Here is a 25,596-nt window from a genome sequence, read left to right as displayed (position 1 = left end):
GCAACCACGGCGGGACGGCCCGCCAACCGGACGAGTGCCAAGCCATGTTCAAAAAGGTACTGATCGCCAACCGGGGCGCCATCGCCACCCGTATCATCCGTACCCTGCGCGCGCTGGGCGTGACCAGCGTGGCGGTCTACGCGGAAGCGGACGCCGACTCCCGCCATGTGGCCCTGGCCGACGAGGCCCTGAGCCTGGGCGACGGCAACGCCGCGCACACCTACCTGGACCAGGACAAACTGTTCGCGCTGATGGCGGAACACGGCATCGACGCCGTGCACCCCGGCTACGGCTTTCTCAGCGAGAACCCGGACTTCGTGGAACGCTGCGAAGCCAACGGCATCGCCTTTATCGGCCCCACCGCCGCGCAGATGCGCGACTTCGGCCTCAAGCACACCGCCCGGCAACTGGCCGAGGACAGCCAGGTGCCGCTGCTGCCGGGCACCGGCTTGCTGGAAGACCTGGCCGCCGCGCGCCGCGCCGCCGCCGACATCGGTTACCCGGTAATGCTCAAGAGCACCGCCGGCGGCGGCGGCATCGGCATGCAGATCTGCGCCGACCCGGCGACCCTGGAAAAAGCCTGGGACACGGTGCGCCGGCTCAGCGCCAACAACTTTTCCAACGACGGCGTGTTCCTGGAGAAATACATCCAGCGCGCCCGTCACATCGAGGTGCAGGTGTTCGGCGACGGCCAGGGCGGGGCTCTGGCCCTGGGCGAACGGGACTGCTCCGCCCAGCGCCGCCACCAGAAGGTGCTGGAGGAAACCCCGGCGCCGGACCTGCCAGACAAGGTGCGCGCCACCCTGCACGACACCGCCCGCCGCCTGATGGAAGCGGTGCACTACCGCAACGCCGGCACCGTGGAATTCATCCTCGACCAGGACAGCCACCGCTTTTACTTCCTGGAGGTGAACACCCGCCTGCAGGTGGAGCACGGCGTCACCGAGCAGGTCTACGGCGTCGACCTGGTGGACTGGATGGTGCGCCTGGCCGCCGGCGAACTGCCCGCCCTGGCGCGACTGGGCGGCGGCCTGAGCCCGCGCGGCCATGCCATTCAGGCGCGGCTCTACGCGGAGGACCCGAACAAGGACTTCCAGCCCAGCGCCGGCCTGCTCACCGCCGTGGAGTTTCCCGAGGCGGACGGCGACGCCCTGCGCATCGATCACTGGATCGAGCCGGGCCTGACGGTGTCGCCCTACTACGACCCCATGCTCGCCAAACTGATCGTCCACCGGGCGGACCGCGGCGCCGCCCTCCAGGCCCTGGAAGACGCCCTGGCCGACACCCTGGTGGAAGGCATCGAGACCAACCGGGGTTACCTGCGCGCGGTGCTCGCCGACCCGGTGTTCCGCGACGGCGCCATGACCACCCGCTACCTGAACGACTTCCGCTACCGGCCGCGCACCCTGGACGTGCTGGCCGGCGGCACCCTGACCACGGTGCAGGACTACCCCGGCCGGCAGGGCTACTGGCCGGTGGGCGTGCCGCCGTCCGGGCCGTTCGACGCGCTCAGTTTCCGGCTGGGCAACCGCCTGCTGGGCAACGACGAGGACGCCGCCGGCCTGGAGTTCACCCTCAACGGCCCCACCCTGCGCTTCAACAGCGCCACCCGAGTGGCCCTCACCGGCGCCGACATGGGCGCCACCCTGGACGGCGAACCAGTCCCCACGCACCGGGCCTTCCCGGTGGCCGCCGGCCAGACCCTGACGCTGGGCAAGGCCGACGGGCGCGGCGCCCGCGCCTACCTGGCGGTGGCCGGCGGCATCCAGTGCCAGCCCTACCTGGGCTCCCGCGCCACCTTCACCCTGGGCCAGTTCGGCGGCCACGGCGGCCGCGCCCTGCGCACCGGCGACGTGCTGCACCTGAGCGACGCCGAGCCGGCGGCGCCGGCCACGGACCCGGCTCTGCCCGAGGGCCTGGCGCCGGCCCTGGGCGAGAGCTGGGAACTGCGCGTGATCTACGGCCCCCACGGCGCCCCGGACTTCTTCACCGACCACGACATCGAGACCTTTTTCAGCGCCGACTGGCAGGTGCACTACAACTCCAGCCGCACCGGCATCCGCCTGGTGGGCCCGAAGCCGGAATGGGCGCGCCGGGACGGTGGCGAGGCGGGCATGCACCCCTCCAACATCCACGACAACGCCTACGCCGTGGGCACCGTGGACTTCACCGGCGACATGCCAGTGATCCTGGGCCCGGACGGCCCCTCCCTGGGCGGCTTCGTGTGCCCGGCCACGGTGATCGCCGCGGACCGCTGGAAGCTGGGCCAGCTCAAGGCCGGCGACCGGCTGCGCTTCGTGCCGGTGAGCCTGGAGGACGCGGAGCGGCTGGCCGCCGAGCAGGACGCCTGCGTGGCGGAACTGACGGCGCCGCAACGGACCGTCACCCCGGCCGCGCCGGGCTCGCCGATCCTGGACCGCCTGGAAGAGCAGGCGGAGGGACCGGAGGTGGTCTACCGGACCGCCGGCGACCGCTACGTGCTGGTGGAATACGGCCCCCTGGAGCTGGACCTGCGCCTGCGGCTGCGCGCCCACGCCCTGATGCTGTGGCTGGAGGACAAGGCCCCGGACGGCATCCTGGAACTGACCCCGGGCATCCGTTCCCTGCAGGTGCACTTCGATCCCACGGTGCTGCCCCGCAACGAATTGCTGGCCCTGCTCAAGAACGCCGAGCTGACCCTGGACAAGCAGGACGACCTGGAAGTGCCCTCTCGCATCGTCCACCTGCCGCTCAGCTGGGACGACGAAGCCTGCCGTCTGGCCATCGAGAAATACACGCAGTCGGTGCGCAAGGACGCCCCCTGGTGCCCCAGCAACATCGAGTTCATCCGCCGCATTAACGGCCTGGACGGCATCGACGAGGTGAAACGCATCCTGTTCGAGGCCAGCTATGTGGTCATGGGCCTGGGTGATGTGTACCTGGGCGCGCCGGTGGCCACCCCCTACGACCCGCGCCACCGGCTGGTAACCACCAAGTACAACCCGGCGCGCACCTGGACGGCGGAAAACTCCGTGGGCATCGGCGGTTCCTATCTGTGCGTGTACGGCATGGAAGGCCCCGGCGGCTACCAGTTCGTGGGCCGCACCTTCCAGATGTGGAACCGCTACCGGCGCACCGAGGCCTTCACCCAACCCTGGCTGCTGCGTTTCTTCGACCAGATCCGTTTCTACCAGGTGTCCGCCGAGGAACTGCAGCGCATTCGCCGCGACTTCCCCAAGGGCCGCTACCCGTTCAAGGTGGAGGAAACCACCTTCAACCTGGGCGAGTACCAGCGCTTCCTGGAAGACAACGCGGCCTCCATCGAGGCGTTCACCGACGCCCGCAACAAAGCGTTCGACGAGGAGCTGCGGCGCTGGGAAGAAAACGGCCAGATGCACTTCGAGAGCCAGCAGGATCTGGACGCGGACGAAAGCGACGGCCTGCCGGACGGCGCGCCGGTGGAAGCCCCCACCGCCGGCAATATCTGGAAGCTGCTGGTGGCCGAGGGCGACACCGTGGAAGAAGGCCAGACCGTGGCGATTCTGGAATCCATGAAAATGGAGATCGAGATCGCCGCGCCGGAGGCCGGCCAGGTGATCCACGTCGCCCGCCAAGAGGGTCAGCAGATCAACGCCGGCCAGGCCCTGATGGTGCTGGGCTGACCCGGATCCGGGCCGCCCCCGAAAAACAAAAAACCCCGCCGAGGCGGGGTTTTTCGTATCGACCGAACGGTGGCGGCGTTTTACTTGCCGAGCCACTCGTTGATGCGGTCCTCGTGATCGGCCACGTAGTTGTCGATGGCCTCTTCGTAGCTGGTTTCCTGGGCCTCGTTCATGGCCGCCTGCAGCTCGTCCAGCGGCAGGTGCATGCGGGTCAGGAATTCCGCCACTTGCGGATAGTCTTCCTTGAAGCCCTGACGCACCACGGCGTCGATGTGCTCGGCTTCACCCAGGGTCCCCTTGGGGTCGTCCAGGAAGCGCAGGTCCCAGCGGCCGAACATCCAGTGCGGCGTCCAGCCGGTGACCACCACCCATTCCTCGTTCTTGGCGGCGCGGGCCAGCGCGGCGGTCATGGCGGCGCCGCTGGCGGACTGCAGATTGTAGTCCAGGTCATAGCCCTCGATGGTCTTCTCGGAAAGCTGCATCAGGCCGGCGCCCGGATCGATGCCCTGAATGTTGCCGTCCAGCTTTTCCTTCACTTCCGGCTTTTTCAGGTCCTCGATGGAAGACAGTTCGTCCTCGGGGATGTAGTCCGGCACCACCCAGCCGAGCTTGGCGCCTTCGTACAGCGGGCCCAGGCTTTCCACCTTGTCGCCCACCTTGTTCCAGTAGTTTTCGTGGGTGGAAGGCAGCCAGGCCATCAGCATGCCATCCAGGTCGCCGCCGGCGACGCCCTGATACTGCACGCCGATGGAGGACAGCTGCAGCTTCACGTCATAGTCGTAATTTTCCTCGATGACTTTTTTCGCCAGCTTGGTGACGAACTCCGCGTCGGACCAGGCGGTCCAGCCGAAGGTGATGGTTTTGTCCGCCGCCTGTGCCGTGCCGGCGCCCAGTACCAGGGCCAGCGGCAGTGCGATCAGTTTTACGAAACGTGGCATTGAAATTCGCATTGTTTCCCTTCTGATTGCTTGAAGATGTAACTACCGTAGTAAAGAAAGCGATGGGACGCGACCCCTATTTTAAGTGGGTGTTCGCTCACTCCCTTCGCCGCCAAACAGTTTTTTCAGCCGCCCAAGCGGACTGTCCTTCCGCCCGGCCTGACCGAAACTCTGCGTCAAACGGTCGAGAATGATGGCCAGTACCACCACGCCCAGACCGCCTTCGAAACCCAGCCCCACGTCCAGGCGCTGGATCCCGGTAAGCACCGTGTTGCCCAGGCCGCCGGCACCGATCATGGAAGCGATCACCACCATGGAGAGCCCCAGCATGATGGTCTGGTTGATGCCCGCCATGATCGACGGCATCGCCAGGGGCAGCTCCACCTTGAACAACAGTTGAAACGGGTTGCAGCCGAAGGCGCGGCCGGCCTCCACGTTTTCCACGTCCACGTGGCGGATGCCCAGATTCATCAGCCGCACCGACGGCGGCATGGAAAAGATCACCGTGGCGATCGCCCCGGGCACCTGGCCCAGACCAAAAAACATGGCCGCCGGAATCAGGTACACGAACGCCGGCAAGGTCTGCATGAAATCGAGCACCGGTCGCAGCACGGCGGCGACCAGATCGCTCTTGGCCATGGCCACGCCCAGCGGCAGGCCCAGGCCCAAGGCGACGATGGCCGCCGCCAGCACCAGCGCCAGGGTTTCCATGGTCTGTTCCCAGAGCTGCATGCCCAGCACCACGCCCAGGGCGGCCACCACGAACAGGGCGAACTTCCAGTTCACCCGCCACAGGGCCAGCCCCGCCAGCACCACGATCACCACCCAGGCCGGCAGCCAGCCGAGCAGGTCGGTGAGTCCGCCGGTGAGAAATTTGAGAATCGCCGCGAAAAAATCGAACGCCCCCTGGAAGTGTTCGAGCATGAAATCCACGGCGGCACTGATGCCTTCGCCAATCGGAAGATCCATGGTTTATTCCTCCCCTTGATCCGAGCGGTTCAGGGTTTGCAGCAACGCCGCCTTGGAAATGGTGCCCACGTAGCGGCCTTCATCGTCGACCACCGGCACCGGCCAGGGGCTCTCCGCGGCCAGGGACATGACGTCCGCCAGGGGCGCGTCGGCGCGGGCCGGCTCGATGTCCTTCACGAAGGCCTGCTCGATGCGGCCGTCGTCGTCGCGGGCCAGGCCGCGCAGACAGCTGAGCAGGGAATCGGAGGTGACCACGCCCTCGAAGCGGCGGCGCTTGTCGTGCACCACCGCCAGGCTGCGGTCGTGTTCCTCCAGACGGGACAGAGCGGCGCGCACGCTGACGCCGGGCCGCTCGATGATGGTCACCTGGTCGCGGCGGGCCACGTCGCCGGCGCTGAACACCTGGCTCACGTCCACGCCACGGAAGAACGAACGCACGTATTCGTTGGCCGGGTTGCGCACGATGTCTTCCGGGGTGCCCACCTGGACCACTTCGCCGGCCTGCATGATGGCGATGCGATCGCCCACGCGCATGGCTTCGTCCAGATCGTGGGTGATGAACACCACGGTGCGGGCGTGCTCGGACTGCAGGCGCAGCAGTTCATCCTGCATTTCCGTGCGAATCAGCGGATCGAGGGCGGAGAACGCCTCGTCCATGAGCAGAACGCCGGGGTTCACCGCCAGCGCGCGGGCCAGGCCCACCCGCTGTTTCATGCCGCCGGACAGTTCATCCGGGTAGCTGTCCGCGTTGGGTTTGAGCCCCACCGCGTCCAGGGCCTCGAGCGCCCGGGCCTCGCGCTCGGCGCGTGGCACGCCGGCCACGTCCAGGCCGAAGGCGGTGTTTTGCAGAACGGTTTGGTGGGGCATCAGAGCGAAGGACTGGAACACCATGCTGATCTCGCGGCGGCGCACCTCGATCAGTTCCTTGCGACTCATGCTGGTGATGTCGCGGCCATCCAGCAGCACCGAACCGGCGGTCACGTCGATGAGCCGGTTGAGCATGCGCACCATGGTGGATTTGCCGGAGCCGGACAGCCCCATGACCACGAAGATCTCGCCTTCCCGAATGTCGAAGCTGGCGTCGGAGACGCCCACCGTCATCCCGGTTTTTTCGAAGATCTCGTCCTTCCCCAAGCCCTGACGGACCATCTCCAGCGCCCGCTTCGGATGGGGACCGAAGATTTTGTAAACATTACGGACCGATAATTTTGCGTCCAAAAGCCTTCCCCGTTGCGTCTTGGGGTTACACACCTTAACGCAAACCGGGGCCCGAACCGAAGCGTGAACCGCATCACGTTCCCAAATGGCGGCTCGTTTATTGCTTTATCATTGCAAAGAAGTCCGCGAATACGCACATTGGCGCCCATGCACCGACGCCGAACGGGAGCACCATGCACGTCATCAAAACCCTGCTCTTTATCGGCCTGGCAGGCGCCACCCTCTATCTGGCGACGGGGCTGGCCCTGACCTTGCTGAGCCCGCTGGCCGAGGACGACGCGCCACCGGCGACGGGGCTGTTCACTGGCCTGCGTTCCCCGGACACCCCGCCCCCACCGCTGTCGCTTTACCCGACCCGCGATGGCTCGGCGCTGCACTACCGCGCCTATCCCGCCGAAGGCGGCGCCGACCGGGTGCTGGTGCTGATCCACGGGTCCGGCTCCCACGGCGCCTACCTGGCGCCCCTGGCCCGGGCCGTGGCCAGCGCCGGCCTGGCCCATGTCTACACTCCGGATCTGCGCGGCCACGGCAGGGCGCCGGCGCGCCGGGGCGACGTGAACTACCTTGGCCAGTTGGAAGATGACCTGGATGATTTTCTGGCCCGTCTGCGCCTTGAGCACCCGGACGCGGCCCTGCTGCTGGGCGGGCACTCCAGCGGCGGCGGCCTGGTCATCCGTCACGCCGGCGGCCGCCCGGAGATCAAGGCTGACGGTTACCTGCTGCTGGCGCCCTACCTGCACCATAAAGCGCCCACCCACCGATCCGACGCCGGCTGGGCGCGGCCGAACGTGCCGCGCCTGATCGGCCTGAGCCTGCTCAACCGGGTAGGCATCACCGCCTTCAACGACCGGCCGGTGATCCGCTTCAATATGCCCCGGGCGGTGCGCGACGGCACCGAGACCCTTACCTACAGCTACCGGCTGCAGGTGTCCTTGCACCCCCGCGACGACTACGCCGCCGATCTGGCGGCGCTCAACGCGCCCACCCTGGTGCTGGTGGGGAAAAACGACGAGAGCTTCCGGGCGGATGCCTATCCGGCGGTGTTCCAGGACGCCGCCCCGGAGGCGGAGGTGCGCTTGTTACCGGACGTGGGCCATCTGGACCTGGTGGCGGCCCCGGCGGCCCTGGCCGCCGTGAAAACCTGGCTGAACCGGTTCTAGACCGCCAGCAACCGGGGCGGCGGGAAACCGAAGGCCTGGCAGGCCGCCGCCAGGCCGGCCCGGTGCGCGTCCGTGGCCCAGGCGGCGGCCGGCGGTGTGGCGGCCCAGCGCGGCGCGCCCAGCACCTGGTCCACGCGGCGGGCGATGGCGGCGCCGGAATCCACCCAGGTCACCGGCCGGGGCGCCGGGAAGTGCGCCCGCAGCAGCGGGAAATGGGTGCAGCCCAGCACCACGGTGTCCAGCGCCGGCGGTTCCCAGAGCGGCGCCAGGGCGGCTTCCACCACCGCTTCGTCCACGCTGCCGGTGGCGAGCAGCCGTTCCGCCTGGGCTACCAGCGGGTCGGCGGCCACCCGCACCACGGTACGGTGGGCGGCGAAATCCGCGATCAGGCGGTCGGTATAGGGCCGGCATACGGTGGCGGAGGTGGCCAGCAGGCCGATCACGCCGCTGGCGGTGAACGCCGCCGCCGGCTTGATCGCCGGCACCGTGCCCACCACCGGGATCGGCAGGGCCGCGCGCAAGGCGTCCAACGCCAGGGTACTGGCGGTATTGCAGGCCACCACCAGCACCGCCGCGTCGCTGGCCGCCACCGCCGCCCGGCACACCGCCACGATGCGCGCCACCAGCCAGCCGTCGTCCTTGGTGCCGTAGGGCAAGGCGGCGTTGTCGCAGGCGTAGGCCAGGGGCGCGTCCGGCAGGCGCTCGCGCAGGGCGCGCACCACCGACAGGCCGCCGACGCCGGAATCGAATATCAGCACCGGGCCGTTCAACGGCGGGCTCCGCGCGCCACCACATCAGGCACTTCAGCAGGAAAAGGACGGACCATGGACGGGTCTCGAACGACTCACACAGGCGGCCAAGCGTACCGCCGCCCCCCCGGGGAATAAAGGCCGGCGCTCAGGCGCGTCGGCGAAGGGCCTTATCCGGGTACCAGGCGGCCACCCGGTCCGCCACGGTGGTGGCCTGGCGCGCCCAGCGGAAATGGTCCGCCCGGTCGCCCAACGCCTCGGCGTCGAGCACCACCCCGGTCAGCGTGGCGTGGCGGAACTTGTCGGTGACCGCGCGCACCGCGGCCTCCGGGGCGAAGGCGTCGTCCGCCAGGCGCACCGCCAATACCGGGCCCGGGAAGCCGCCGATGGCGGCATCCAGATCCTGGCTCAGGCCCCGGGCACGATAGCGGTTGGTCAGCGCCAGATCCCGCCAGTCCGCCATCAGGGTGCGCGCTTCGCGACCGCCGAAACCGATGCGGTCGCCGGGGTAATAGCCCAGCACCAGATTGCAGACCGGAATCAAGCGCGTCAGCCAGCGGATACGTTTGCGCACCGGTTCGGCGAAGGCGTCCACCCAGGGGCTGCCGGTGGCCACCAGCACGACCCCGTCCACCCGCTCCGGGAAACGGCCGGCGGTAATCGCCGCGTAATGACCGCCCAGGCTGTGCCCCATCAGCACGATGGGGGCTTCCGGGTGATGATCGCGCAGCCAGTCGAGCAGCGCCGGCAGGTCCCGGGTCAGGGTCTCGGCGAAGCCCCAATCCCGGCGCCGCGACGGACGCAGGGCACTGTCGCCATGCCCGCGCTGCTCCATCAACGCCACATTGAAGCCCCGCTCCGCCAAGGCCCCGGCAAGCCGCTGGTAAAACCGCGCCGGCACCCCCAGGGCGGCCATGAGCACGACCACCGGCGCCCCGGCGGTGGCCGGATACCAGGTCAGAGGCACCCGGTAGTCACCACTGGCCACACTGAAGGGCTCTCCGGCGATCATGGCGCTCACCGGGTCGCGCCGCCGCTGTCCGGACGGCGCGGGCGGCGCACCAGCTCGCCGCCGCAGTTGGGGCAGACCGCGCCCAGGGCGGTGCAGCAGTCCACGCAGAAGGTACATTCGTAGGAGCAGATGTACACCTCGCCCTGGGCCAGCAGCTCATCCTCGCAGTGCTGGCAGTGGCTCTTCATTTCCAGCATATCAGTGCGCCTCCACTTTCCGTTTGCCACACCGCTCGCATTGGTAGCGGGTCACCAGCTTGCCCTTCTGGCTGTCGAACCGGGTGTTCTTCACCACCTTCCATTTATGGAAGCCGTGCTGGCACAGCCCTTTCTTCGGCTTCTTCCGGGGCGGCTTCTTGAACGGGACGATCTCACCCATCGCTTCACCTTTGACGTTCCATCGGCCCAAGAATAACCGAACCGGGCGCTGCTGACGTCAAAGCGCGTGTTTCGGGGATTGCCAGGCATGGTCTTTCTCCTCGTCGTTTCTGGTAAAGTCAGCATCTTCACTTCCCCGGCGTGTGCGCCAACAACGGCGGAGGAGAAGAGGAGCGGCGATGGAACCGGGCGAACTGCTTTCCGATTGGCGCAAGACGCGCCGCCTCAGCCAACTGGAACTGGCCGGCCGGGCGGCGGTGTCGAGCCGCCATCTGAGCTTCGTGGAAACCGGCCGCGCCCGGGCCAGCGCCGGCTTGCTGCGGCGTCTGGCCGCCGCCCTGGATCTGAACTGCCGCGACACCAACCAGTTGCTGATCGCCGCCGGCCATGCGCCGGTGTACGGTGAAACGCGCCTGGATGACCCGGCCATGGCGCCGGTGCGCGAAGCGCTGACGGTGATGCTGGACAACCATCTGCCCTACCCGGCCGGCGTGCTCGACGCCCAGTGGAATCTGTTGCTGGCCAACGACGCCCTGCAAAGGCTCATTCGGGCCATGGTGGCCGAGGGCGGGCCGCTGCCGGCCACCGGCAACCTGGTGGAACTGGTGTTCCACCCGGAGGGCTTCAAACCCTTCATCCTCAACTGGGACACCGTGGCGTCCATGCTCTTGCGGCGGCTGAGACGGGATCTGGACCTGCGCCCGGACCCGCTGCTGCGGCGCCTGTACCGGCGCCTGGAAGACCTGGCCGACGTGCCCGGCCTGCTCGGCGACGCGCCGGCCAGCGCCGACCCGATGCTGACCCTGCAAATGATGATCAATGGCCAGCGCCTGACCACCTTCTCCACCCTCGCCAGTTTCGGCACCGCCATGGACGTGATCATGGAGGAACTGCGCATCGAACAGTACTTTCCCGCCGATGACGCCACCCGGGAATTCTTCGAAAACCTCGGCTTTCATCGCGCCGACGCGGCCGAACCCGTATAATCCCGCTCCCGAAATCCACCGGCCACAGGATTGCCATGACCGACTTTACCCCCGGCCAGCGCTGGCTCAGTGAATCCGAGACCGAACTGGGGCTCGGCCTGATCAAGGAGGTGGACTACCGCCTGGTGACGGTGAGCTACCCGGCCGTGGAAGAGGAGCGCACCTACGCGAAGAACAACGCGCCGCTGTCGCGCATCACCTTCGACGTGGGCGACACCCTGACCACCGGCGACGGCCTGGATCTGGTGGTGCAAAGCGTGGAGGACCACAACGGTCTGATGGTCTACCACGCCCACCCCGCCGGCGAGCCGGACAATGTGCAACCGGTGCCGGAATCCCTGCTCGGCCACCGTCTGCGCCTGAGCGGCGCCCAGGACCGGCTGCTCACCAATCAGTTGTCCTCCAACCGCTGGTTCGAGCTGCGCGTGGCCGCCCTGGACGCCCGCGCCCACCGCGAGGGCTCCCCGATCCAGGGCCTGCGCGGCCCGCGCATCGACCTGATCGGCCACCAGCTGCACATCGCCGACCAGGTGGCGCGCCGCTACGCGCCCCGGGTGCTGCTGGCCGACGAAGTGGGCCTGGGCAAGACCATCGAGGCGGGCCTGATTCTCCACCAGCAGCTGCAGACCGGCCGCGCCCGCCGCGCCCTGATCGTGGTGCCGGACGCCCTGGTGCACCAGTGGTTCGTGGAGATGGCCCGGCGCTTCAATCTGCGCTTTTCCATCTTCGACGAGGAGCGCCTGAACGCCCTGTCCCGGCCCAGCGTGGACGACGTCAAGGAAATGCTGGCGGACATCTTCGCGGAGGCGGAGGGCGAAGCCGATGCCCCGGAGCTGGACGACAATCCCTTCCTTTCGGAGCAGCTGGTGCTGTGCAGCACCGCCTTCCTGGAGGGCTGCGACATCGACAGCCTGGCGGAAGCCGACTGGGACCTGGTGATCGTCGACGAGGCCCACCATCTGCACTGGTCGCCGGACGCGCCCTCCGAGGCCTACCAGCGCGTCGAGCGCCTGGCCGGCGCCAGCCGCGGCCTGCTGCTGCTCACCGCCACGCCGGAACAGCTCGGCCTGGAGAGCCACTTCGCCCGCCTGCGGCTGCTGGACCCGGACCGCTACCCGGATCTGGATACCTTCATCGCCGAGCAGGACCACTACCGGGAGGTGGCGGACCTGGTCGGCGCGCTGCACGACCGGGAGGAGTGGCCGGCGGACCTCAAGCAACGGGCCGCCGGGCTGCTGCCCGACGAAACCGTGGACGAAGCCCACCGCGACGCGGTGCTCGCCGAACTGCTGGACCGCTTCGGCCCCGGCCGGGTGATGTTCCGCAACACCCGCCACAACGTGGCCGGCTTCCCGGCCCGCCAGGTGCATGGCGACGCCCTGCCGCTGCCCGACGCCTACCGGGTGGATGAGGATGAGGAACTCGAGCTGCGGCTCTACCCGGAAGCGGGTTTCGCCGATGACCGCTGGTGCGCCGACGACCCGCGGGTAAGCTGGCTGGAGCGCTTCCTCAAGGAGCACCGGGGCGAGAAGGTGCTGGTGATCTGCGCGCGCCGCGACACCGCCATCGACCTGCACGCCCACTGCGGCTACAAGCTGGGCATGAACCTGGCGGTGTTCCATGAAGGCATGGACCTGATCGAGCGTGACCGCGCCGCCGCCTATTTCGCCGACCAGGAAGACGGCGCCCAGGCCCTGGTGTGCTCGGAGATCGGCTCGGAGGGCCGCAACTTCCAGTTCGCCCACCACCTGGTGCTGCTGGACCTGCCCCTGGACCCGGATCTGCTGGAGCAGCGCATCGGCCGCCTGGACCGCATCGGCCAGAGCGAGGACGTGCAAATCCACGTGCCCTACTTCCAGGGCCACGCCCAGGAAGTGCTGTTCCACTGGTACCACCAGGGCATGAACGCCTTCGAACACACCAACCCGGCCGGCCATGAGATTCGCCAGCGCACCGGCGACGCCCTGGAAAAGGCCCTGAACGCCCCCGAGGACGGCGCCGCCCTGGACGCCCTGGTGGCCGCCACCCGGGAGCAGGCGGACGCGCTGCGCCAGCGCCTGGAAGAAGGCCGCGACCGGCTGCTGGAGCTGGCGTCCTTCGACCCGCAACGGGCGGAGGTGCTCAAGGAGCGCCTGGCCGACGCCGACGCGGACAGCCCCTGGCCGTTCATGACCCGGGTGTTCGACCATTACGGCGTGGATCAGGAGGAGCATTCCGACGATGCCTGGATCCTCAAGCCCGGCAGCCACATGCGCGAGCCGTTCCCGCATCTGCCCGAGGACGGCATCACCGTCACCGACCAGCGCGGCACCGCCCTGGCCCGGGACGACATGCAGTTCCTCACCTGGGAGCACCCCATGGTGGAAGGCGCCCTGGATCTGATTCTCGACGAGCACCGGGGCAAGGCCTCGGTGAGCCTGCTCAAGAACCCCAAGATCCAGGCCGGCACCCTGCTCCTGGAGCTGGTCTACACGGTGGAACCGGAGGCGCCCCGCCATCTGCAGGCGGACCGCTTCCTGCCGGTGACCACGGTGCGCCGGCTGCTGGACGCCAACGGCCGCGACCTGTCCTCGGCGATCACCCACGAGGCCCTGTGCAAACAGTGCCACAAGCTGGAAAAGCCGCTGGCGCGCAAGATCGTGGCGAGCCAGAAAGCGCTGCTCGAGGAGCGCCTCAAGGACGACGAGGAAAAGGCCGCCACCCAGGCCCGCGCGGTGATCGACGACGCCCTGGCGCGGATGCGCGAGAGCCAGGACCGGGATCTGCGCCGGCTGCGCGCCCTGCGCGACAAGAACCCGCTGGTCCGGGAGGAGGAAATCACCTTCCTGGAGCGGCAAACCGAAGCCCTGGAGGCCCGGTTGGCGGACGCCCGCTTCCGTCTGGAAGCGGTGCGCGTGATCGTCGCCGGCAATTGAGCCCTGGATAGAAGGAAAGCCCGATGGACTATCTGCCCTGCGTGGAAATCGAGCCGTCACAGCCCGCCGATTCCAGCGTGATCTGGCTGCACGGCCTGGGGGCCAGCGGCCACGACTTCGAACCGGTGGTGCCGGAGCTGGGCCGCAAGCGGACCCGCTTCGTGTTCCCCCACGCCCCGCAAATCCCGGTGACCGTGAACGGCGGCATGGTGATGCCCGCCTGGTACGACATCACCGCCCTGGGCGGCACCAACCCGGTGGACGAGGACGGCATCCGCCGTTCCGCGGCCCAGGTGGATGCGTTGATCGAGCGGGAAATCGAGCGCGGCGTGCCCGCCGAGCGGATTCTGGTGGCCGGCTTTTCCCAGGGCGGCGCGGTGGCCTACGAAGCGGCCCTGCGGTACCCCGAAAAGCTGGCCGGACTGATGGCGCTGTCCACCTACTTCGCCACCGCCGACAGCGTGGCGTTCAGCGACGCCAACGCCGGCCTGCCCGTGTTCATCGCCCACGGCACCTTCGATCCGATCGTGCCGGAACAGGGCGGCCGCCAGGCGGCGGACACCCTGAGCGCCAAAGGCTACCCCACGGAGTACAAGACCTACCCCATGGAGCACGCGGTGTGCCTGGAGGAGATCCAGGACATCGCCGCCTTCCTGGCGCGAGTATTCGACTAGGCGCCGAACACCTCGTCGAACAGGTCGTCCATGGCCGCGAACGCGCGCCGGGCGACCTTGGGGTCGTACACCGAACGGCCCGGGATATTCGCCCCCGGGTCGGTGAACGAATGCACGGCGCCGCCGAAATGGGTGAGCTGCCAGTCCGCCCCGGCGCCGTCCATCTCTTCCTTGAACGCCTTCAGTGAGTCCTCACTGACCATCGGGTCGTCGGCGCCGTTGAGCACCAGCACGCTGCCCTTCACCGGCCCGGCGGCGGGCGCCGGGGTGTCCAGCAGGCCGTGGAAGCTGACGAAGGCGCGCAGATCGGCGCCGTCCCGGGCCAGCTCCAAGGCACAGGCACCACCGAAACAGAAGCCGAACATGGCCAGCCGGTCCCGGCCGATGCCCAGTTCACCTGCTTCCCGCTCCAGCACCGCCAGGGCGCCGCGCAGCCGCGCGCGCAGGGCGTCGTTGTCGGCGCGGATCTCGCCCATGGCGGTCATCGCCTCCTCCGGCGTTTGCGGGCGCACGTCCACGCCGAACGGATCGAGCACGAAAATCGCCCGGGTGTTGTCCAGGCAGCGCTCCGCCTGGGCGATGGCGGCGTCACTGACGCCGAAGAAGTTGGGGGCCATCAGCAGTCCGCGACTGGGGCTGGCGCCGCGCAGGTACAGCAGGTGGCCTTGAAAGGTGCGGCCGTCCACTTCGTAGTCGACGGCCTGGTTGACGATATCGCTCATTCTTTCTCTCCCGGTCGGAACGCCCGCCATTAAACACTTCGTTACCTTCCGGTCGCAATCAGCGGAACCGGATCATGGCGCCTTCACCCGGAAGCGCGTTCCATGGGGAGGAGATAATGACAGGAGGCCGACCATGAAAACCCCACTGCGATACACCCTGCTCGCCGCCAGCCTCGCCGGGCTGACCCTGGGCGCCCAGGCGGACCCGCCGTCCTGGGCCGGCAAAGGCAACAAGGGCGGCCACCGGGCGGAAGCGCCGGACCGCCAGGCGCGTGCCTTCAACGACCGCGAGCGGGAGGCCCTGCGCCGCTTCGGTGACCGCTACCGCGGCGACGACCTGCCGCCGGGGCTGCGCAAGAAAATGGCCCGTGGCGGCGACCTGCCACCGGGCTGGCGCGACAAGCTGCGCGAAGGGCGGCGCCTGCCCGATGACCTCTACTACCAGGGCTACCGGTTGCCGGAATCGGTGTACCGCACCCCGGACGGCTATTCCGACGTGGTCATCGACAATGAAGTGGTCCGCATCCTGGATGCCACCCAGACCATCATGGACGTTTTCAGACTCAACCGCTGACCCCGGCACACGGAAACCGGAATTTCACGGAACCGAAGCGGGCGGGCTCCGCTCAAAAAATGGAAATCATTCCCATCAGAGGAGAGCCCGCCATGTCGAAACTGGCCATTCAGGGATTGCTCGCCCTTACCACCGCCCTCTGGCTGCCGGCCCAGGCCGACACCGCCTCCCGCTCGTCCTGGACCGGCGAGCCATCCACGGAAACCCGGTTGAACGCCGACGACGCGGCGGAAAACAGCCCGGCGCTGATCCGCCCGGCGGCGCGCAACGAGGAAAAATAGGCCGGTTTTGTTAAATCGGAAAAACCCGCGTGCGCCGGTTCACACTTGTACTCGGGGACCGGAACGCCCCGCCCCCGCCGGACTCTGATCTGGTGCCGACGGCGCTGACGTTGGCGAGCGCGGGGCCTGATCAGGGAAGGCCAAGGAGCAAGGACGCCAAGCCGCTCGCCGTCGCCGGCCGGCACCGAACATCGACGCTGATTCCGTTGTTGGATGTGTTTTTGAGGCGAGTTGGGAGTGCATTCGGAAAAATTGGCGCGCGCCGGGAACTAATCCCCCACCGGAACGCACTAATCGGATGAGTCTCCCAATACAATCAGGCAACCCTCCGGGCGTACAGTCAGGCTGACGCCCTTCTTTTTTGCTTCTTTCCACCCGGCGATCAGGTCTTCTTGCCGCCACCCGGGCCGAACGGCAGGGGAAAGGCGGTGACGTTGCTGCCCGCCTCGGTAATTTTTCCTACCCCTTCCTTCTCCACCTCGTCGATGCGGATCACCGCGTGCATGGGAATGAAGGAGCGCTGTACCCCGGCGAACTGGTTCTTGAGCTTCTCCTCGGAGGGGTCCACCACCATCTGGGCGCGCTCGCCGAACAGGAATTCCTCCACCTCGATGAACCCGTAAAGGTCACTGGTGTAGATCTGGCCGGCGTAGATCTCGTAGATCTGCCCCTGGTTGAGGAAAATGACCCGATAGATTTGGCGGTTTTTGGTCATGATGCGGGTACGACACGGGCTGAAACGGGGGCGCAGTCTAGCACAGTTCCGGGCGCCGGGATGCCCCGCCGACGCGCCCCGCGGGCCGCTTTCCGGCTGGACTTTACCCCTTTGAATGACTAGAGTTACGGCCCACAATGCCGTGGGGCATTTTGCCGCACCCTGGAGAACCACCGGACTTTCCCTTACTCGAAGTAAGTGCTTGATCAGGAACGGTTTTCCCCATTACCAGGCGGGTTATTGGCCACCCCCTTGGCCGCCCCCGTCCTACCGGGGTAGGGACCCGGCAGGGCTCCACGGTATCTTATCCTGAAACTCGCTTTCCAGGTGCCGGTGACGGCAAAAGAACAGGCGTGACCCCTTGTTCCGGGGGGTACTCGCTGGGGAAAACAGGGAGCTTACGCATGCAGTCAACTCTGTTCCACCGCGCGGCGGTCGGCCTGATGTCGCTGATGATCAGCGGCGTGGCCATGGCCAGCGACTGGACTGAACGTTCCGACCACAACCTGCGGCCCGGGGTCACCGCGGTCAGCCAGGAGGTCTACGATCTTCACACCACGATCCTCTGGATCGTCACCATCATCGGCTTGCTGGTGTTCGGCCTGATCCTGATCTCCATGATCCGCCACCGCCGCTCCCGCAACCCGAACCCGGCCACTTTCCACGAGAACGTGTTCCTGGAAGTGCTGTGGACGGTGATTCCGTTCGTCATCCTGATCGCCATGGCGGTGCCCGCCACCCGGGTGCTGATCGAGCTGGATGACTCCTCGGACGCGGCCCTCACGGTGAAGGTCACCGGTCACCGGTGGAAGTGGGAGTACGAGTACCTCACCTACCAGGACGACAACAACATCGGCGTGTCCTATATGTCCAACATCGCCACGCCGCCGGAACAGATCAACAACCCGGTGCTGGACGGCGGCCTGTTCCCCTACGGCACCGCCCAGGACGCGGTGGGCAAGGACTTCCCCGAGAAGGGCCAGAACTACAACCTGGAAGTGGACAACCCGCTGGTGCTGCCCTCCGGCCAGAAGGTTCGTTTCCTGGTCACCTCCGCGGACGTGATCCACTCCTTCTGGGTGCCGGACTTCGGCGGCAAGAAGGACGCCATCCCCGGCTTTGTCAACGAAACCTGGGCCCAGGTTCCCGAAGGCCAGGAAGGCACCTATTATGGTCAGTGCGCCGAGCTGTGCGGCAAGAACCACGCCTTCATGCCCATCGAGGCCGAGGTGGTGAGCCAGGCCGAATTCCAGGACTGGCTGGCCCAGAAGAAGGAAGAGGCCGCCGCGGCGCCGGATCTGACGCCGTTCGCCGACCTGGACGAAGCCATGGAGCTGGGCGAGCAGGCCTACGCGGGCAACTGCGCGGTCTGCCACGGCAACAATGGTGAAGGCGGTGTCGGCCTGCCCTTCGCGGGCAGCGACTTCGCCACCCAGGAAGAACATCTGGAAGAGCACATTCATGTGCTGATCGAAGGCCGCGGCGCCATGCCCGCTTTCGCCGCCCAGTTGTCACCGCGCCAGATCGCCGCCGTCATTACCTACGAGCGTAATGCCTGGGGTAACGAGACCGGTGACCTGATTCAACCCGAAGACGTCTACGAACAAGAGTAAGGGAGGGGAGAGCGATGAGTACCGCTGCCACCGCACACGATGATCATCATCACCACGCCCCGACCGGCCTGAAACGCTGGCTGTTCAGCACCAACCACAAGGACATCGGCACCCTGTACCTGTGGTTCAGCTTCGCCATGTTCCTGGTCGGTGGTCTGCTGGCCATGGTGATCCGCACCGAGTTGCTGGAACCGGGCATGCAGTTCGTGGACCCGGAGTTCTTCAACCAGATGACCACCGTCCACGGCCTCGCCATGGTGTTCGGCGCCGTGATGCCGGGCTTCGTCGGCTTCGCCAACTGGATGATTCCGCTGATGATCGGCGCGCCGGACATGGCGTTGCCGCGCATGAACAACTGGTCGTTCTGGATTCTGCCGTTCGCGTTCGCGATCCTGATCAGCTCGGTGCTGATGAGCGCCTTCGGCGCCGGCCACCCGAGCGCGCCGAACTTCGGCTGGACCTTCTACGCGCCGCTCTCCACCGAGTACGGCCCGGCCTCCACCGACCTGTTCATCCTGTCCGTGCACATGATGGGGATCTCCTCGATCATGGGCGCGATCAACGTGATCGTGACCGTGTTCAACATGCGCGCCCCGGGCATGACCCTGATGAAGATGCCGCTGTTCGTCTGGACCTGGCTGATCACCGCCTTCCTGCTGATCGCGGTGATGCCGGTACTGGCCGGCGCGGTGACCATGATGCTCACCGACCGCCACTTCGGCACCAGCTTCTTCAACGCCGCCGGCGGCGGTGACCCGGTTCTGTTCCAGCACGTGTTCTGGTTCTTCGGGCACCCCGAGGTGTACATCATGATCCTGCCCGCGTTCGGGATCGTGTCGTCCATCATCCCCACGTTCGCGCGCAAACGGCTGTTCGGCTACGCCTCCATGGTCTACGCCACCGCCTCCATCGCGCTGCTCAGCTTCGTGGTCTGGGCCCACCACATGTTCACCGTGGGCATGCCCCTGGCCGGCACCCTGTTCTTCATGTACATGACCATGCTGATCTCGGTGCCCACCGGCGTGAAGGTGTTCAACTGGGTGGCCACCATGTGGCGCGGCTCGATGACCTTCGAGCTGCCCATGAAGTGGGCCATCGCCTTCGTGATCCTGTTCACCTGCGGCGGCCTGTCCGGGCTGATGCTGGCGATCACCCCGGTGGACTTCCAGTACCACGACACCTACTTCGTGGTGGCGCACTTCCACTACGTGCTGGTGTCCGGCGCCGTGTTCAGCATGTTCGCCGCCGCCTACTACTGGCTGCCCAAGTGGTCCGGCGTGATGCCCAACAAGCTGCTCGGCGAGCTGCACTTCTGGAGTTCCCTGATCTCCGTGAACCTGCTGTTCTTCCCGATGCACTTCGTGGGTCTGGCGGGCATGCCGCGCCGCTACGCGGACTACGCCCTGCAGTTCGCCGACTACAACTTCTGGATTTCCATCGGCGGTTTCTGGTTCGGCCTGTCGCAGCTGTTCTTCCTGGCGGTGTGCGTGCTGTGCGCCCTGAAGAAAGGCGAGAAGGCCGCGGCCAAACCGTGGGACGGCGCGGAAGGCCTGGAGTGGGAAGTGCCCTCCCCGGCGCCCTTCCACACCTTTGAAACGCCCCCGGTGGTGAAATAACGGAACGCGGATAACGGCGCCATGAGTGACGACAGCCTCGAACATCGCAACAAGCGCACCCTGCGCAAGCTCCTGATCTGGGCGCTGGCGATGTTCGGCTTCGCGTTCGCCATGGTGCCGTTCTACGACGTGATCTGTGACATCACCGGTTTGAATGGAAAGACGTCGTCGACGGCAAGCAGCGAGGGCCCGTCACGGACCGTGGAAGACCGCACCGTGACGGTGGAATTCATCACCCAGCGCGGCCAGGGCGTGAACGGGGACTTCATGTCCGCCACGCGCCGCGTCAAGGTGCATCCGGGGGAAATCACCCTGGTGAATTTCTACGCCAGCAACCCGAAGACCAGTGACATCGTCACCCAGAGCATTCCGTCCGTGACCCCCGGGGAAGCGGCGCGCTACCTGCACAAGACCCAGTGCTTCTGCTTCGACCAGCAGACCCTGGGCGCCGGCGAGCGCAAGGAAATGCCGATGATCTTCTATCTGGATCCGGAGCTGCCGCGTCACATCAACACGCTGACGCTGTCGTACACGATATTCGACGTGACCGATCGGGTCGCCGCTGCGAATGACGCCGTGATTAACAACAATGCGGTCGCTCAATAACGGCCCGGTTGTACAGGAGATTTTTTGAAAATGGCTACCGACAAGTATTACGTACCCGAGAGCAGCCCCTGGCCCCTGGCGGCCTCGGTGGGCCTGTTCATGACCGCCTTCGGCGGTGCCCACTTCATCCAGCAGGCCACCGACCCGGACAAGTTCCAGGGCAGCTGGGGCATGCCGCTGTTCTTCATCGGCCTGGCCACCCTGCTGTTCATCATCGCGGTCTGGTGGCGCGACACCATCAAGGAATCCGTGGGCGGCCTGCACAGCAAGCAGCTGGGCATCTCCTACCGCCAGGGCATGCTGTGGTTCATCTTCTCCGAGGTGATGTTCTTCGGCGCCTTCTTTGGCGCCCTGTTCTACACCCGCTGGATGATCGTGCCCTGGCTGGGCGGCGCCGGCAGCAACGCCATGACCCATGAGCTGCTGTGGCCGAACTTCCAGGCCATGTGGCCGCTGATCAAGACCCCGGACGGCACCACCACCCAGGCCATGGGCGCCTGGGGCCTGCCGGCGATCAACACCGCCATCCTGCTGACCAGCTCCATCACCCTGACCATCGCCCACCACGCCCTGCTGGAAGGCAAGCGTGGCAAGCTGATCGGCTTCCAGGCGGCCACCGTGCTGCTGGGCGTGATCTTCCTGACCCTGCAGGTGGAAGAGTACATCCACGCATACACCGAGATGGGCCTGACCCTGGACGCCGGCATCTACGGCAGCCTGTTCTTCCTGCTCACCGGGTTCCACGGCGCCCACGTGACGATCGGCACCATCTTCCTGTTCGTCACCCTGCTGCGGGTGATCAAGGGGCATTTCGACTCGGAAAACAACTTCGCCTGGGAAGCGGGGGCCTGGTACTGGCACTTCGTGGACGTGGTCTGGCTGTTCCTTTTCGTGGTGGTGTACTGGCTGTAACCCCGCCGACCACCCTGGAAACGAAAAGCCCCGGTCACAAGCCGGGGCTTTTTGTTTTCGCCGGCGGTTATTATTCCGCCGACTGCTCGATGGGCTCGCCGTAGCGCTGGCCCGGGTTGACGTCGTGGGGCTGGATCCAGCCCATCATCATGCTCAGCAGGATGAACAGGAACACCGCCGCCGAGAAACCCACCCGCCAGGCCAGCGCGCGCATGGTCTTGCCGTCCTTGCCCTCGCCGCGCACCAGCGACATCAGGGCGCGGGCCAGGGCCACCACCGCCGCCACCAGCAGCACCAGGATGATCAGTTTCACCCACCACATAGGGGTCTCCTCCAATTCGCCCAGGCGACATTGCCTCGACGCCCGATCCGGGTCGGGTACAATACGCGCCCATTGTAGCCGCCACCCCAGCGAGTGAAAGATGAAGAGGCGTTTTTCCCCACTCGGACTGCTGCTCACGCTCACCGTGGTCGCCCTGTGTCTGGCGCTGTCCTGGTGGCAATGGCAGCGCGCCGGGGAAAAGCGCGCCTGGCTGGCGGACCAGGCGGCCAAGGCGCGCTCCGCGCCGGTGACCCTGGAGGCCGCCCTGGCCCAGGCGGACCCGCAGCACCAGCCGGTGCGGGTGCGCGGCGAGCTGGACAACCGCCGCTCCGTGCTGCTGGACAACCGCACCCACCAGGGCGTCGCCGGCTATTACCTGCTCACGCCGCTGCGCACCGGCGACGGCCGCTGGGTGCTGGTGAACCGAGGCTGGTTGCCACGCGGCGCCGACCGCCGGCAACTGCCGCCGGTGCCCGAAGTGAACGGCCCGGTGACCGTGAACGGCGCGGTTTACGTGCCGCCGGACAACGCTCTGGTGCTCAAGGACACCCCGCTGCCGGAAAATCACTGGCCATTGCGGGTACAAAAGGTGGATTTTGCAGCCATCGGGCACCGACTTGGGGTAGAATTGGCGCCCTTCGAGATTCGGGTGGCCCCCGACCAACCCCTGGGCGATCGCGAACCGCTGCCACGACCCTGGCAGGCGGTGACGGCGGCTATCAGCCCGGAGCGTCATCAGGCCTACGCCCTGCAGTGGCTGGGCCTGGCCCTGGCCGCCCTGATCATGTACCTGGTCGCCCTTATCCGCCGGCGCCCCCGATCGGATCGCTGAAACCATGTCGCCACGTACCAAAAACAGGCTGACCTTGCTGGCCATCGTCGGCCCCTTCGTGCTGTTCTTCATCGCCGGCCGCTATTTCGTGGACCCCTGGGAGCTGCCCCGGGAGAACAAGGGCCAGCTGATCCTGCCCCATGTGCAGCTGCGCGCCCTGGAGCTGCGCGAGCCCGGCGGCGGCGCCTACAACGCCAAGGACACCGCCGGCCTGTGGAGCCTGATGTACGTGGCCGGCGCCGACTGCGGCGCGGCCTGCAAGAACGGCCTCTACTACCAGATGCGCCAGGTGCAACGCACCCTGGGCGAGAACATGGACCGGCTGCGGCGAATCGTGGTGCACACCGCCCCGGCCTCCGACGAACTGCGCGCCTTCCTGGACCAGAAGGTTCCCGACACCGTCGAGGTGCGTGGCGACGCGGACACCGTCAAGCGCGCTCTGGCGCCGGCCTACGAGGGCCACGACGGCGACGCCATCGGCGACGTCTTCGTGGTCAGCCCGGACGGCCAGATCTTCCTGCGCTACCCCACCCACGAGGACATGGACGCCACCCTTGAGGAGGCGGAAAACATCCGCCTGGATCTTGAACGCACGTTGAAAGGCTCGCTGATCTGAGCGTCGGCCCCAACCCTGACAGGTCCCGATACATGCATCCCGAAACCGTGCAAACCCCGACTTCCTCGCAAATCTGGCTGCGCCGCGTGGCGGTGCTGGCCCTGGTGCTGGCCGCCGGCGTCATCATCCTGGGCGCCTGGACCCGGCTCTCCGACGCCGGCCTGGGCTGCCCGGACTGGCCCGGCTGCTACGGCCATCTGGACGTGCGCAAGGCCATCGAGCACGTCAACGAGCAGAACGCCAGCAACCCGGGGGCCCTGCGCGAGGCCCACAAGACCGTCCCGGAGATGGTGCACCGCTACTTCGCCTCCACCCTGGGCCTGCTGATCCTGATCATCGCCGGCCTCAGCCTGGCCAACCGCAAACGGGAGAAGCAGCCGCTCAAGCTGCCCCTGTTCCTGGTGGCGCTGGTGATCTTCCAGGGCATTCTGGGCATGTGGACGGTAACCATGGGGTTGCAGCCCACCATCGTCATGCTGCATCTGCTGGGCGGCTTCACCACCTTCACCCTGCTCGCCCTGCTCACCGCCCGGCTGTACCGCTGGCCACGCTTCCTCAACGACTGCGACGTGCGCAGCCTGCGCACCCTGGGCGGGCTGGCCCTGGCGGCGGTGATCCTGCAGATCGCCCTGGGCGGCTGGACCACCGCCAACTACGCCGCCGTGGTGTGCACCGAGCTGCCGGTCTGCGAGGACGGCTGGGTGGAGCACATCAATTTCGAGGACGCCTTCGTGTTCTGGGGCCATGAGCACGACAAGCCGGACTACGAGTTCGGCGTGCTGCAGAACGACGCCCGCACCACCATCCATGTGATGCACCGCTTCGGCGCCCTGCTGGTAACGGTCATGGTGCTGCTGCTGGTGGGCCGCATCCTGCTGCGCGCGCGCAGCGTGTTCTTCCGCAACTTCGCCCTGGTGATCCTGGGCCTGCTGGCCCTGCAGGTGGCCCTGGGCGTCAGCAACGTGGTGTTCGCGGTGCCACTGTGGGTGGCGGTGGCGCACAACTTCGGCGCCGTGGCGCTATTGGTGTCACTGGTACTCTTCATCCGCTCGATTAACGTAAAATGCGGTGCCCGCCACCCGCGGCGCCCGGACGGGCAGCCATAGGCCGACAGGGAGCCACCATGAGCGCGAACAACAAGGCGATAAGCCCCAATCAGTCCGACCACCAGGACCGCCCCGCCCCCGGCTGGCGCGACTATCTGGCGCTGACCAAACCCGGCGTGGTGATGCTGTTGATGGTCACCGCCGTGGCCGGCATGTTCCTGGCCACCGACCCGCCGGGCATGGTGCCCCTGGACATCTTCATCCCCGCCTTCGTGGGCCTGTCCCTGGCGATGATGGCCTCGGCGGCGATCAACCAGATCATGGACCAGAAGATCGACGCCATCATGAAGCGCACCGAGAAGCGCCCGCTGGTGGCCGGCGTGATCTCGCCCAGGGCGGCGGTGGCCTTCGCCGTGGCTCTGGCCCTGGCGTCCATGGCCATGCTGTATTTCCTGGTCAACCCGCTCACCGCCGGGCTCACCCTGTTCGGCTTCGTCGGCTACGCCTTCATCTATACCCTGTACCTGAAGCGCGCCACGCCGCAGAACATCGTGATCGGCGGCATCGCCGGCGCCATTCCGCCGCTGCTCGGCTGGGCGGCGGTGACCAACTCCCTGGACCCCTACGCCTGGCTGCTGGTGCTGATCATCTTCGTGTGGACGCCGCCGCACTTCTGGGCCCTGGCGATCCACCGCGCCGACGAATACGCCAAGGCGGACGTGCCCATGCTGCCGGTGACCCACGGCATCCCGTTTACCCGGGAATCGGTGCTCTACTACACCATTCTGCTGTTCATCTGCTCGCTGCTGCCCTACCTGACCGGCATGAGCGGCCTGATCTACCTGGTCAGCGCGGTGATTCTCAGCGGTATTTTCCTGATCCACGCGGTGCGCCTGCGTTTCAGCCAGGACCCGAAACTGCCGATGAAGACCTTCGGCTACTCCATCGTCTACCTGTTCGTGCTGTTCACCGCCCTGCTGGTGGATCACTACATTCCCCTGCATCCGCTGCAACCGTGAACCGGTGCCCATCGCGCGGATAGCCAAGGCCGGAGGCTTGCAGTAGTTTAGAGCCTGCTTCCGGCACACAACGATCACCCTGG

Annotated in this window: 25 protein-coding genes; 15 read left to right on the top strand and 10 right to left on the bottom strand. The window is 66.9% G+C overall.

Annotated elements, in window-relative coordinates:
- Positions 1 to 44 precede the first annotated feature (44 nt).
- On the top strand, positions 45 to 3,641 hold the full coding sequence (uca, locus tag HMJ39_RS01265) for an urea carboxylase (RefSeq protein WP_194295973.1): 3,597 nt from the start codon (positions 45 to 47) through the stop codon (positions 3,639 to 3,641).
- A gap of 80 nt (positions 3,642 to 3,721) precedes the next feature.
- Here the strand turns inward: uca and HMJ39_RS01260 are convergent, their stop codons facing one another.
- From HMJ39_RS01260 to proV, 3 genes are all read right to left on the bottom strand, one after another.
- Complete coding sequence (locus HMJ39_RS01260; protein WP_228462083.1) at positions 3,722 to 4,579, bottom strand: glycine betaine ABC transporter substrate-binding protein; 858 nt, start codon at positions 4,577 to 4,579, stop codon at positions 3,722 to 3,724.
- Between the two features lie 81 nt (positions 4,580 to 4,660).
- A complete protein-coding gene (locus tag HMJ39_RS01255) occupies positions 4,661 to 5,548 on the bottom strand; it encodes an ABC transporter permease (protein WP_194295971.1) in 888 nt (295 codons plus the stop codon).
- Positions 5,549 to 5,551: 3 nt separating this feature from the next.
- On the bottom strand, positions 5,552 to 6,799 hold the full coding sequence (gene proV, locus HMJ39_RS01250) for a glycine betaine/L-proline ABC transporter ATP-binding protein ProV (RefSeq protein ID WP_407645777.1): 1,248 nt from the start codon (positions 6,797 to 6,799) through the stop codon (positions 5,552 to 5,554).
- Between the two features lie 140 nt (positions 6,800 to 6,939).
- Between proV and HMJ39_RS01245 the strand changes: the two genes are divergently transcribed.
- On the top strand, positions 6,940 to 7,926 hold the full coding sequence (locus HMJ39_RS01245; RefSeq protein WP_228462082.1) for an alpha/beta hydrolase: 987 nt from the start codon (positions 6,940 to 6,942) through the stop codon (positions 7,924 to 7,926).
- Here HMJ39_RS01245 and murI read toward each other — a convergent pair.
- From murI to HMJ39_RS01225, 4 genes are all read right to left on the bottom strand, one after another.
- Positions 7,923 to 8,696: a glutamate racemase gene (gene murI, locus HMJ39_RS01240; protein ID WP_194295969.1), complete on the bottom strand. Its 774-nt coding sequence runs from the start codon at positions 8,694 to 8,696 to the stop codon at positions 7,923 to 7,925. The genes HMJ39_RS01245 and murI overlap by 4 nt on opposite strands.
- A 127-nt stretch (positions 8,697 to 8,823) precedes the next feature.
- Entirely contained in the window at positions 8,824 to 9,687 is an 864-nt protein-coding gene (locus HMJ39_RS01235) for an alpha/beta hydrolase family protein (protein WP_194295968.1), read from the bottom strand.
- Positions 9,688 to 9,692: 5 nt separating this feature from the next.
- The gene (locus HMJ39_RS01230; protein ID WP_161383911.1) at positions 9,693 to 9,884 is read right to left on the bottom strand and encodes a DUF1272 domain-containing protein; all 192 of its coding nucleotides are present in this window, start codon (positions 9,882 to 9,884) and stop codon (positions 9,693 to 9,695) included.
- Between the two features lies 1 nt (position 9,885).
- A complete protein-coding gene (locus tag HMJ39_RS01225) occupies positions 9,886 to 10,065 on the bottom strand; it encodes a hypothetical protein (RefSeq protein WP_161383912.1) in 180 nt (59 codons plus the stop codon).
- A gap of 178 nt (positions 10,066 to 10,243) precedes the next feature.
- On the opposite strand from HMJ39_RS01225, the gene HMJ39_RS01220 reads away from it, so the two are divergent.
- From HMJ39_RS01220 to HMJ39_RS01210, 3 genes are read left to right on the top strand one after another with little or no spacing between them, the layout of a single operon-like run.
- Entirely contained in the window at positions 10,244 to 11,050 is an 807-nt protein-coding gene (locus HMJ39_RS01220) for a helix-turn-helix domain-containing protein (RefSeq protein WP_194295967.1), read from the top strand.
- 35 nt (positions 11,051 to 11,085) lie between these two features.
- Positions 11,086 to 13,965 (top strand): RNA polymerase-associated protein RapA, encoded by a 2,880-nt coding sequence (gene rapA / locus HMJ39_RS01215; protein WP_194295966.1) that lies wholly within the window; start codon positions 11,086 to 11,088, stop codon positions 13,963 to 13,965.
- A 23-nt stretch (positions 13,966 to 13,988) separates the two neighbouring features.
- The gene (locus HMJ39_RS01210) at positions 13,989 to 14,639 is read left to right on the top strand and encodes an alpha/beta hydrolase (protein ID WP_194295965.1); all 651 of its coding nucleotides are present in this window, start codon (positions 13,989 to 13,991) and stop codon (positions 14,637 to 14,639) included.
- Here HMJ39_RS01210 and HMJ39_RS01205 read toward each other — a convergent pair.
- Positions 14,636 to 15,361: a dienelactone hydrolase family protein gene (locus HMJ39_RS01205; RefSeq protein WP_161383916.1), complete on the bottom strand. Its 726-nt coding sequence runs from the start codon at positions 15,359 to 15,361 to the stop codon at positions 14,636 to 14,638. The two genes, HMJ39_RS01210 and HMJ39_RS01205, sit on opposite strands and share 4 nt — an antisense overlap.
- A gap of 133 nt (positions 15,362 to 15,494) precedes the next feature.
- Here HMJ39_RS01205 and HMJ39_RS18780 point away from each other — a divergent pair, with 133 nt between their 5' ends.
- Positions 15,495 to 15,935 (top strand): hypothetical protein, encoded by a 441-nt coding sequence (locus tag HMJ39_RS18780; RefSeq protein WP_228462081.1) that lies wholly within the window; start codon positions 15,495 to 15,497, stop codon positions 15,933 to 15,935.
- Positions 15,936 to 16,027: 92 nt separating this feature from the next.
- The gene (locus tag HMJ39_RS01195; RefSeq protein WP_161383917.1) at positions 16,028 to 16,216 is read left to right on the top strand and encodes a hypothetical protein; all 189 of its coding nucleotides are present in this window, start codon (positions 16,028 to 16,030) and stop codon (positions 16,214 to 16,216) included.
- A 382-nt stretch (positions 16,217 to 16,598) separates the two neighbouring features.
- Here the strand turns inward: HMJ39_RS01195 and HMJ39_RS01190 are convergent, their stop codons facing one another.
- Positions 16,599 to 16,931: a DUF1820 family protein gene (locus HMJ39_RS01190; RefSeq protein ID WP_161383918.1), complete on the bottom strand. Its 333-nt coding sequence runs from the start codon at positions 16,929 to 16,931 to the stop codon at positions 16,599 to 16,601.
- 404 nt (positions 16,932 to 17,335) lie between these two features.
- Here HMJ39_RS01190 and coxB point away from each other — a divergent pair, with 404 nt between their 5' ends.
- Genes coxB through HMJ39_RS01170 form a run of 4 tightly spaced genes read left to right on the top strand, consistent with a single transcriptional unit; the run spans position 17,336 to position 21,678 of the window.
- Positions 17,336 to 18,544: a cytochrome c oxidase subunit II gene (coxB, locus tag HMJ39_RS01185; protein ID WP_194295964.1), complete on the top strand. Its 1,209-nt coding sequence runs from the start codon at positions 17,336 to 17,338 to the stop codon at positions 18,542 to 18,544.
- A gap of 14 nt (positions 18,545 to 18,558) precedes the next feature.
- A complete protein-coding gene (ctaD, locus tag HMJ39_RS01180; RefSeq protein WP_161383920.1) occupies positions 18,559 to 20,160 on the top strand; it encodes a cytochrome c oxidase subunit I in 1,602 nt (533 codons plus the stop codon).
- 21 nt (positions 20,161 to 20,181) lie between these two features.
- Positions 20,182 to 20,766: a cytochrome c oxidase assembly protein gene (locus HMJ39_RS01175; RefSeq protein WP_161383921.1), complete on the top strand. Its 585-nt coding sequence runs from the start codon at positions 20,182 to 20,184 to the stop codon at positions 20,764 to 20,766.
- A gap of 30 nt (positions 20,767 to 20,796) precedes the next feature.
- On the top strand, positions 20,797 to 21,678 hold the full coding sequence (locus HMJ39_RS01170) for a cytochrome c oxidase subunit 3 (RefSeq protein WP_194295963.1): 882 nt from the start codon (positions 20,797 to 20,799) through the stop codon (positions 21,676 to 21,678).
- Between the two features lie 70 nt (positions 21,679 to 21,748).
- On the opposite strand, the gene HMJ39_RS01165 is transcribed toward HMJ39_RS01170, so the two are convergent.
- Positions 21,749 to 22,000, bottom strand: coding sequence for a twin transmembrane helix small protein (locus HMJ39_RS01165; protein ID WP_161383923.1), 252 nt, complete (start codon positions 21,998 to 22,000; stop codon positions 21,749 to 21,751).
- Positions 22,001 to 22,100: 100 nt separating this feature from the next.
- Here HMJ39_RS01165 and HMJ39_RS01160 point away from each other — a divergent pair, with 100 nt between their 5' ends.
- Genes HMJ39_RS01160 through cyoE form a run of 4 tightly spaced genes read left to right on the top strand, consistent with a single transcriptional unit; the run spans position 22,101 to position 25,513 of the window.
- A complete protein-coding gene (locus tag HMJ39_RS01160; RefSeq protein ID WP_161383924.1) occupies positions 22,101 to 22,832 on the top strand; it encodes an SURF1 family protein in 732 nt (243 codons plus the stop codon).
- A 4-nt stretch (positions 22,833 to 22,836) separates the two neighbouring features.
- Positions 22,837 to 23,448 carry an SCO family protein gene (locus HMJ39_RS01155; RefSeq protein WP_161383925.1) on the top strand — a complete coding sequence of 204 codons (612 nt, stop codon included), beginning with the start codon at positions 22,837 to 22,839 and terminating at the stop codon, positions 23,446 to 23,448.
- A 32-nt stretch (positions 23,449 to 23,480) separates the two neighbouring features.
- A complete protein-coding gene (locus HMJ39_RS01150) occupies positions 23,481 to 24,554 on the top strand; it encodes a COX15/CtaA family protein (RefSeq protein ID WP_161383926.1) in 1,074 nt (357 codons plus the stop codon).
- Positions 24,555 to 24,571: 17 nt separating this feature from the next.
- Positions 24,572 to 25,513 carry a heme o synthase gene (gene cyoE / locus HMJ39_RS01145; RefSeq protein ID WP_228462080.1) on the top strand — a complete coding sequence of 314 codons (942 nt, stop codon included), beginning with the start codon at positions 24,572 to 24,574 and terminating at the stop codon, positions 25,511 to 25,513.
- Positions 25,514 to 25,596: the final 83 nt, after the last annotated feature.

The organism is Alloalcanivorax profundimaris (assembly GCF_015265435.1).
Taxonomy (GTDB): domain Bacteria; phylum Pseudomonadota; class Gammaproteobacteria; order Pseudomonadales; family Alcanivoracaceae; genus Alloalcanivorax; species Alloalcanivorax profundimaris.
This window is presented reverse-complemented; position numbering and strand designations above follow the sequence as displayed.

What these genes read in the sequence shown, in the direction of transcription:
- uca (WP_194295973.1), top strand. Translation starts at nt 45, where the DNA reads ATGTTCAAAAAGGTACTGATCGCCAACCGGGGCGCCATCGCCACCCGT.
- HMJ39_RS01260 (WP_228462083.1), bottom strand. Translation starts at nt 4,579, where the DNA reads ATGCCACGTTTCGTAAAACTGATCGCACTGCCGCTGGCCCTGGTACTG.
- HMJ39_RS01255 (WP_194295971.1), bottom strand. Translation starts at nt 5,548, where the DNA reads ATGGATCTTCCGATTGGCGAAGGCATCAGTGCCGCCGTGGATTTCATG.
- HMJ39_RS01245 (WP_228462082.1), top strand. Translation starts at nt 6,940, where the DNA reads ATGCACGTCATCAAAACCCTGCTCTTTATCGGCCTGGCAGGCGCCACC.
- HMJ39_RS01235 (WP_194295968.1), bottom strand. Translation starts at nt 9,687, where the DNA reads ATGATCGCCGGAGAGCCCTTCAGTGTGGCCAGTGGTGACTACCGGGTG.
- HMJ39_RS01230 (WP_161383911.1), bottom strand. Translation starts at nt 9,884, where the DNA reads ATGCTGGAAATGAAGAGCCACTGCCAGCACTGCGAGGATGAGCTGCTG.
- HMJ39_RS01225 (WP_161383912.1), bottom strand. Translation starts at nt 10,065, where the DNA reads ATGGGTGAGATCGTCCCGTTCAAGAAGCCGCCCCGGAAGAAGCCGAAG.
- HMJ39_RS01220 (WP_194295967.1), top strand. Translation starts at nt 10,244, where the DNA reads ATGGAACCGGGCGAACTGCTTTCCGATTGGCGCAAGACGCGCCGCCTC.
- rapA (WP_194295966.1), top strand. Translation starts at nt 11,086, where the DNA reads ATGACCGACTTTACCCCCGGCCAGCGCTGGCTCAGTGAATCCGAGACC.
- HMJ39_RS01210 (WP_194295965.1), top strand. Translation starts at nt 13,989, where the DNA reads ATGGACTATCTGCCCTGCGTGGAAATCGAGCCGTCACAGCCCGCCGAT.
- HMJ39_RS01205 (WP_161383916.1), bottom strand. Translation starts at nt 15,361, where the DNA reads ATGAGCGATATCGTCAACCAGGCCGTCGACTACGAAGTGGACGGCCGC.
- HMJ39_RS18780 (WP_228462081.1), top strand. Translation starts at nt 15,495, where the DNA reads ATGAAAACCCCACTGCGATACACCCTGCTCGCCGCCAGCCTCGCCGGG.
- HMJ39_RS01195 (WP_161383917.1), top strand. Translation starts at nt 16,028, where the DNA reads ATGTCGAAACTGGCCATTCAGGGATTGCTCGCCCTTACCACCGCCCTC.
- HMJ39_RS01190 (WP_161383918.1), bottom strand. Translation starts at nt 16,931, where the DNA reads ATGACCAAAAACCGCCAAATCTATCGGGTCATTTTCCTCAACCAGGGG.
- coxB (WP_194295964.1), top strand. Translation starts at nt 17,336, where the DNA reads ATGCAGTCAACTCTGTTCCACCGCGCGGCGGTCGGCCTGATGTCGCTG.
- ctaD (WP_161383920.1), top strand. Translation starts at nt 18,559, where the DNA reads ATGAGTACCGCTGCCACCGCACACGATGATCATCATCACCACGCCCCG.
- HMJ39_RS01175 (WP_161383921.1), top strand. Translation starts at nt 20,182, where the DNA reads ATGAGTGACGACAGCCTCGAACATCGCAACAAGCGCACCCTGCGCAAG.
- HMJ39_RS01170 (WP_194295963.1), top strand. Translation starts at nt 20,797, where the DNA reads ATGGCTACCGACAAGTATTACGTACCCGAGAGCAGCCCCTGGCCCCTG.
- HMJ39_RS01165 (WP_161383923.1), bottom strand. Translation starts at nt 22,000, where the DNA reads ATGTGGTGGGTGAAACTGATCATCCTGGTGCTGCTGGTGGCGGCGGTG.
- HMJ39_RS01160 (WP_161383924.1), top strand. Translation starts at nt 22,101, where the DNA reads ATGAAGAGGCGTTTTTCCCCACTCGGACTGCTGCTCACGCTCACCGTG.
- HMJ39_RS01155 (WP_161383925.1), top strand. Translation starts at nt 22,837, where the DNA reads ATGTCGCCACGTACCAAAAACAGGCTGACCTTGCTGGCCATCGTCGGC.
- HMJ39_RS01150 (WP_161383926.1), top strand. Translation starts at nt 23,481, where the DNA reads ATGCATCCCGAAACCGTGCAAACCCCGACTTCCTCGCAAATCTGGCTG.
- cyoE (WP_228462080.1), top strand. Translation starts at nt 24,572, where the DNA reads ATGAGCGCGAACAACAAGGCGATAAGCCCCAATCAGTCCGACCACCAG.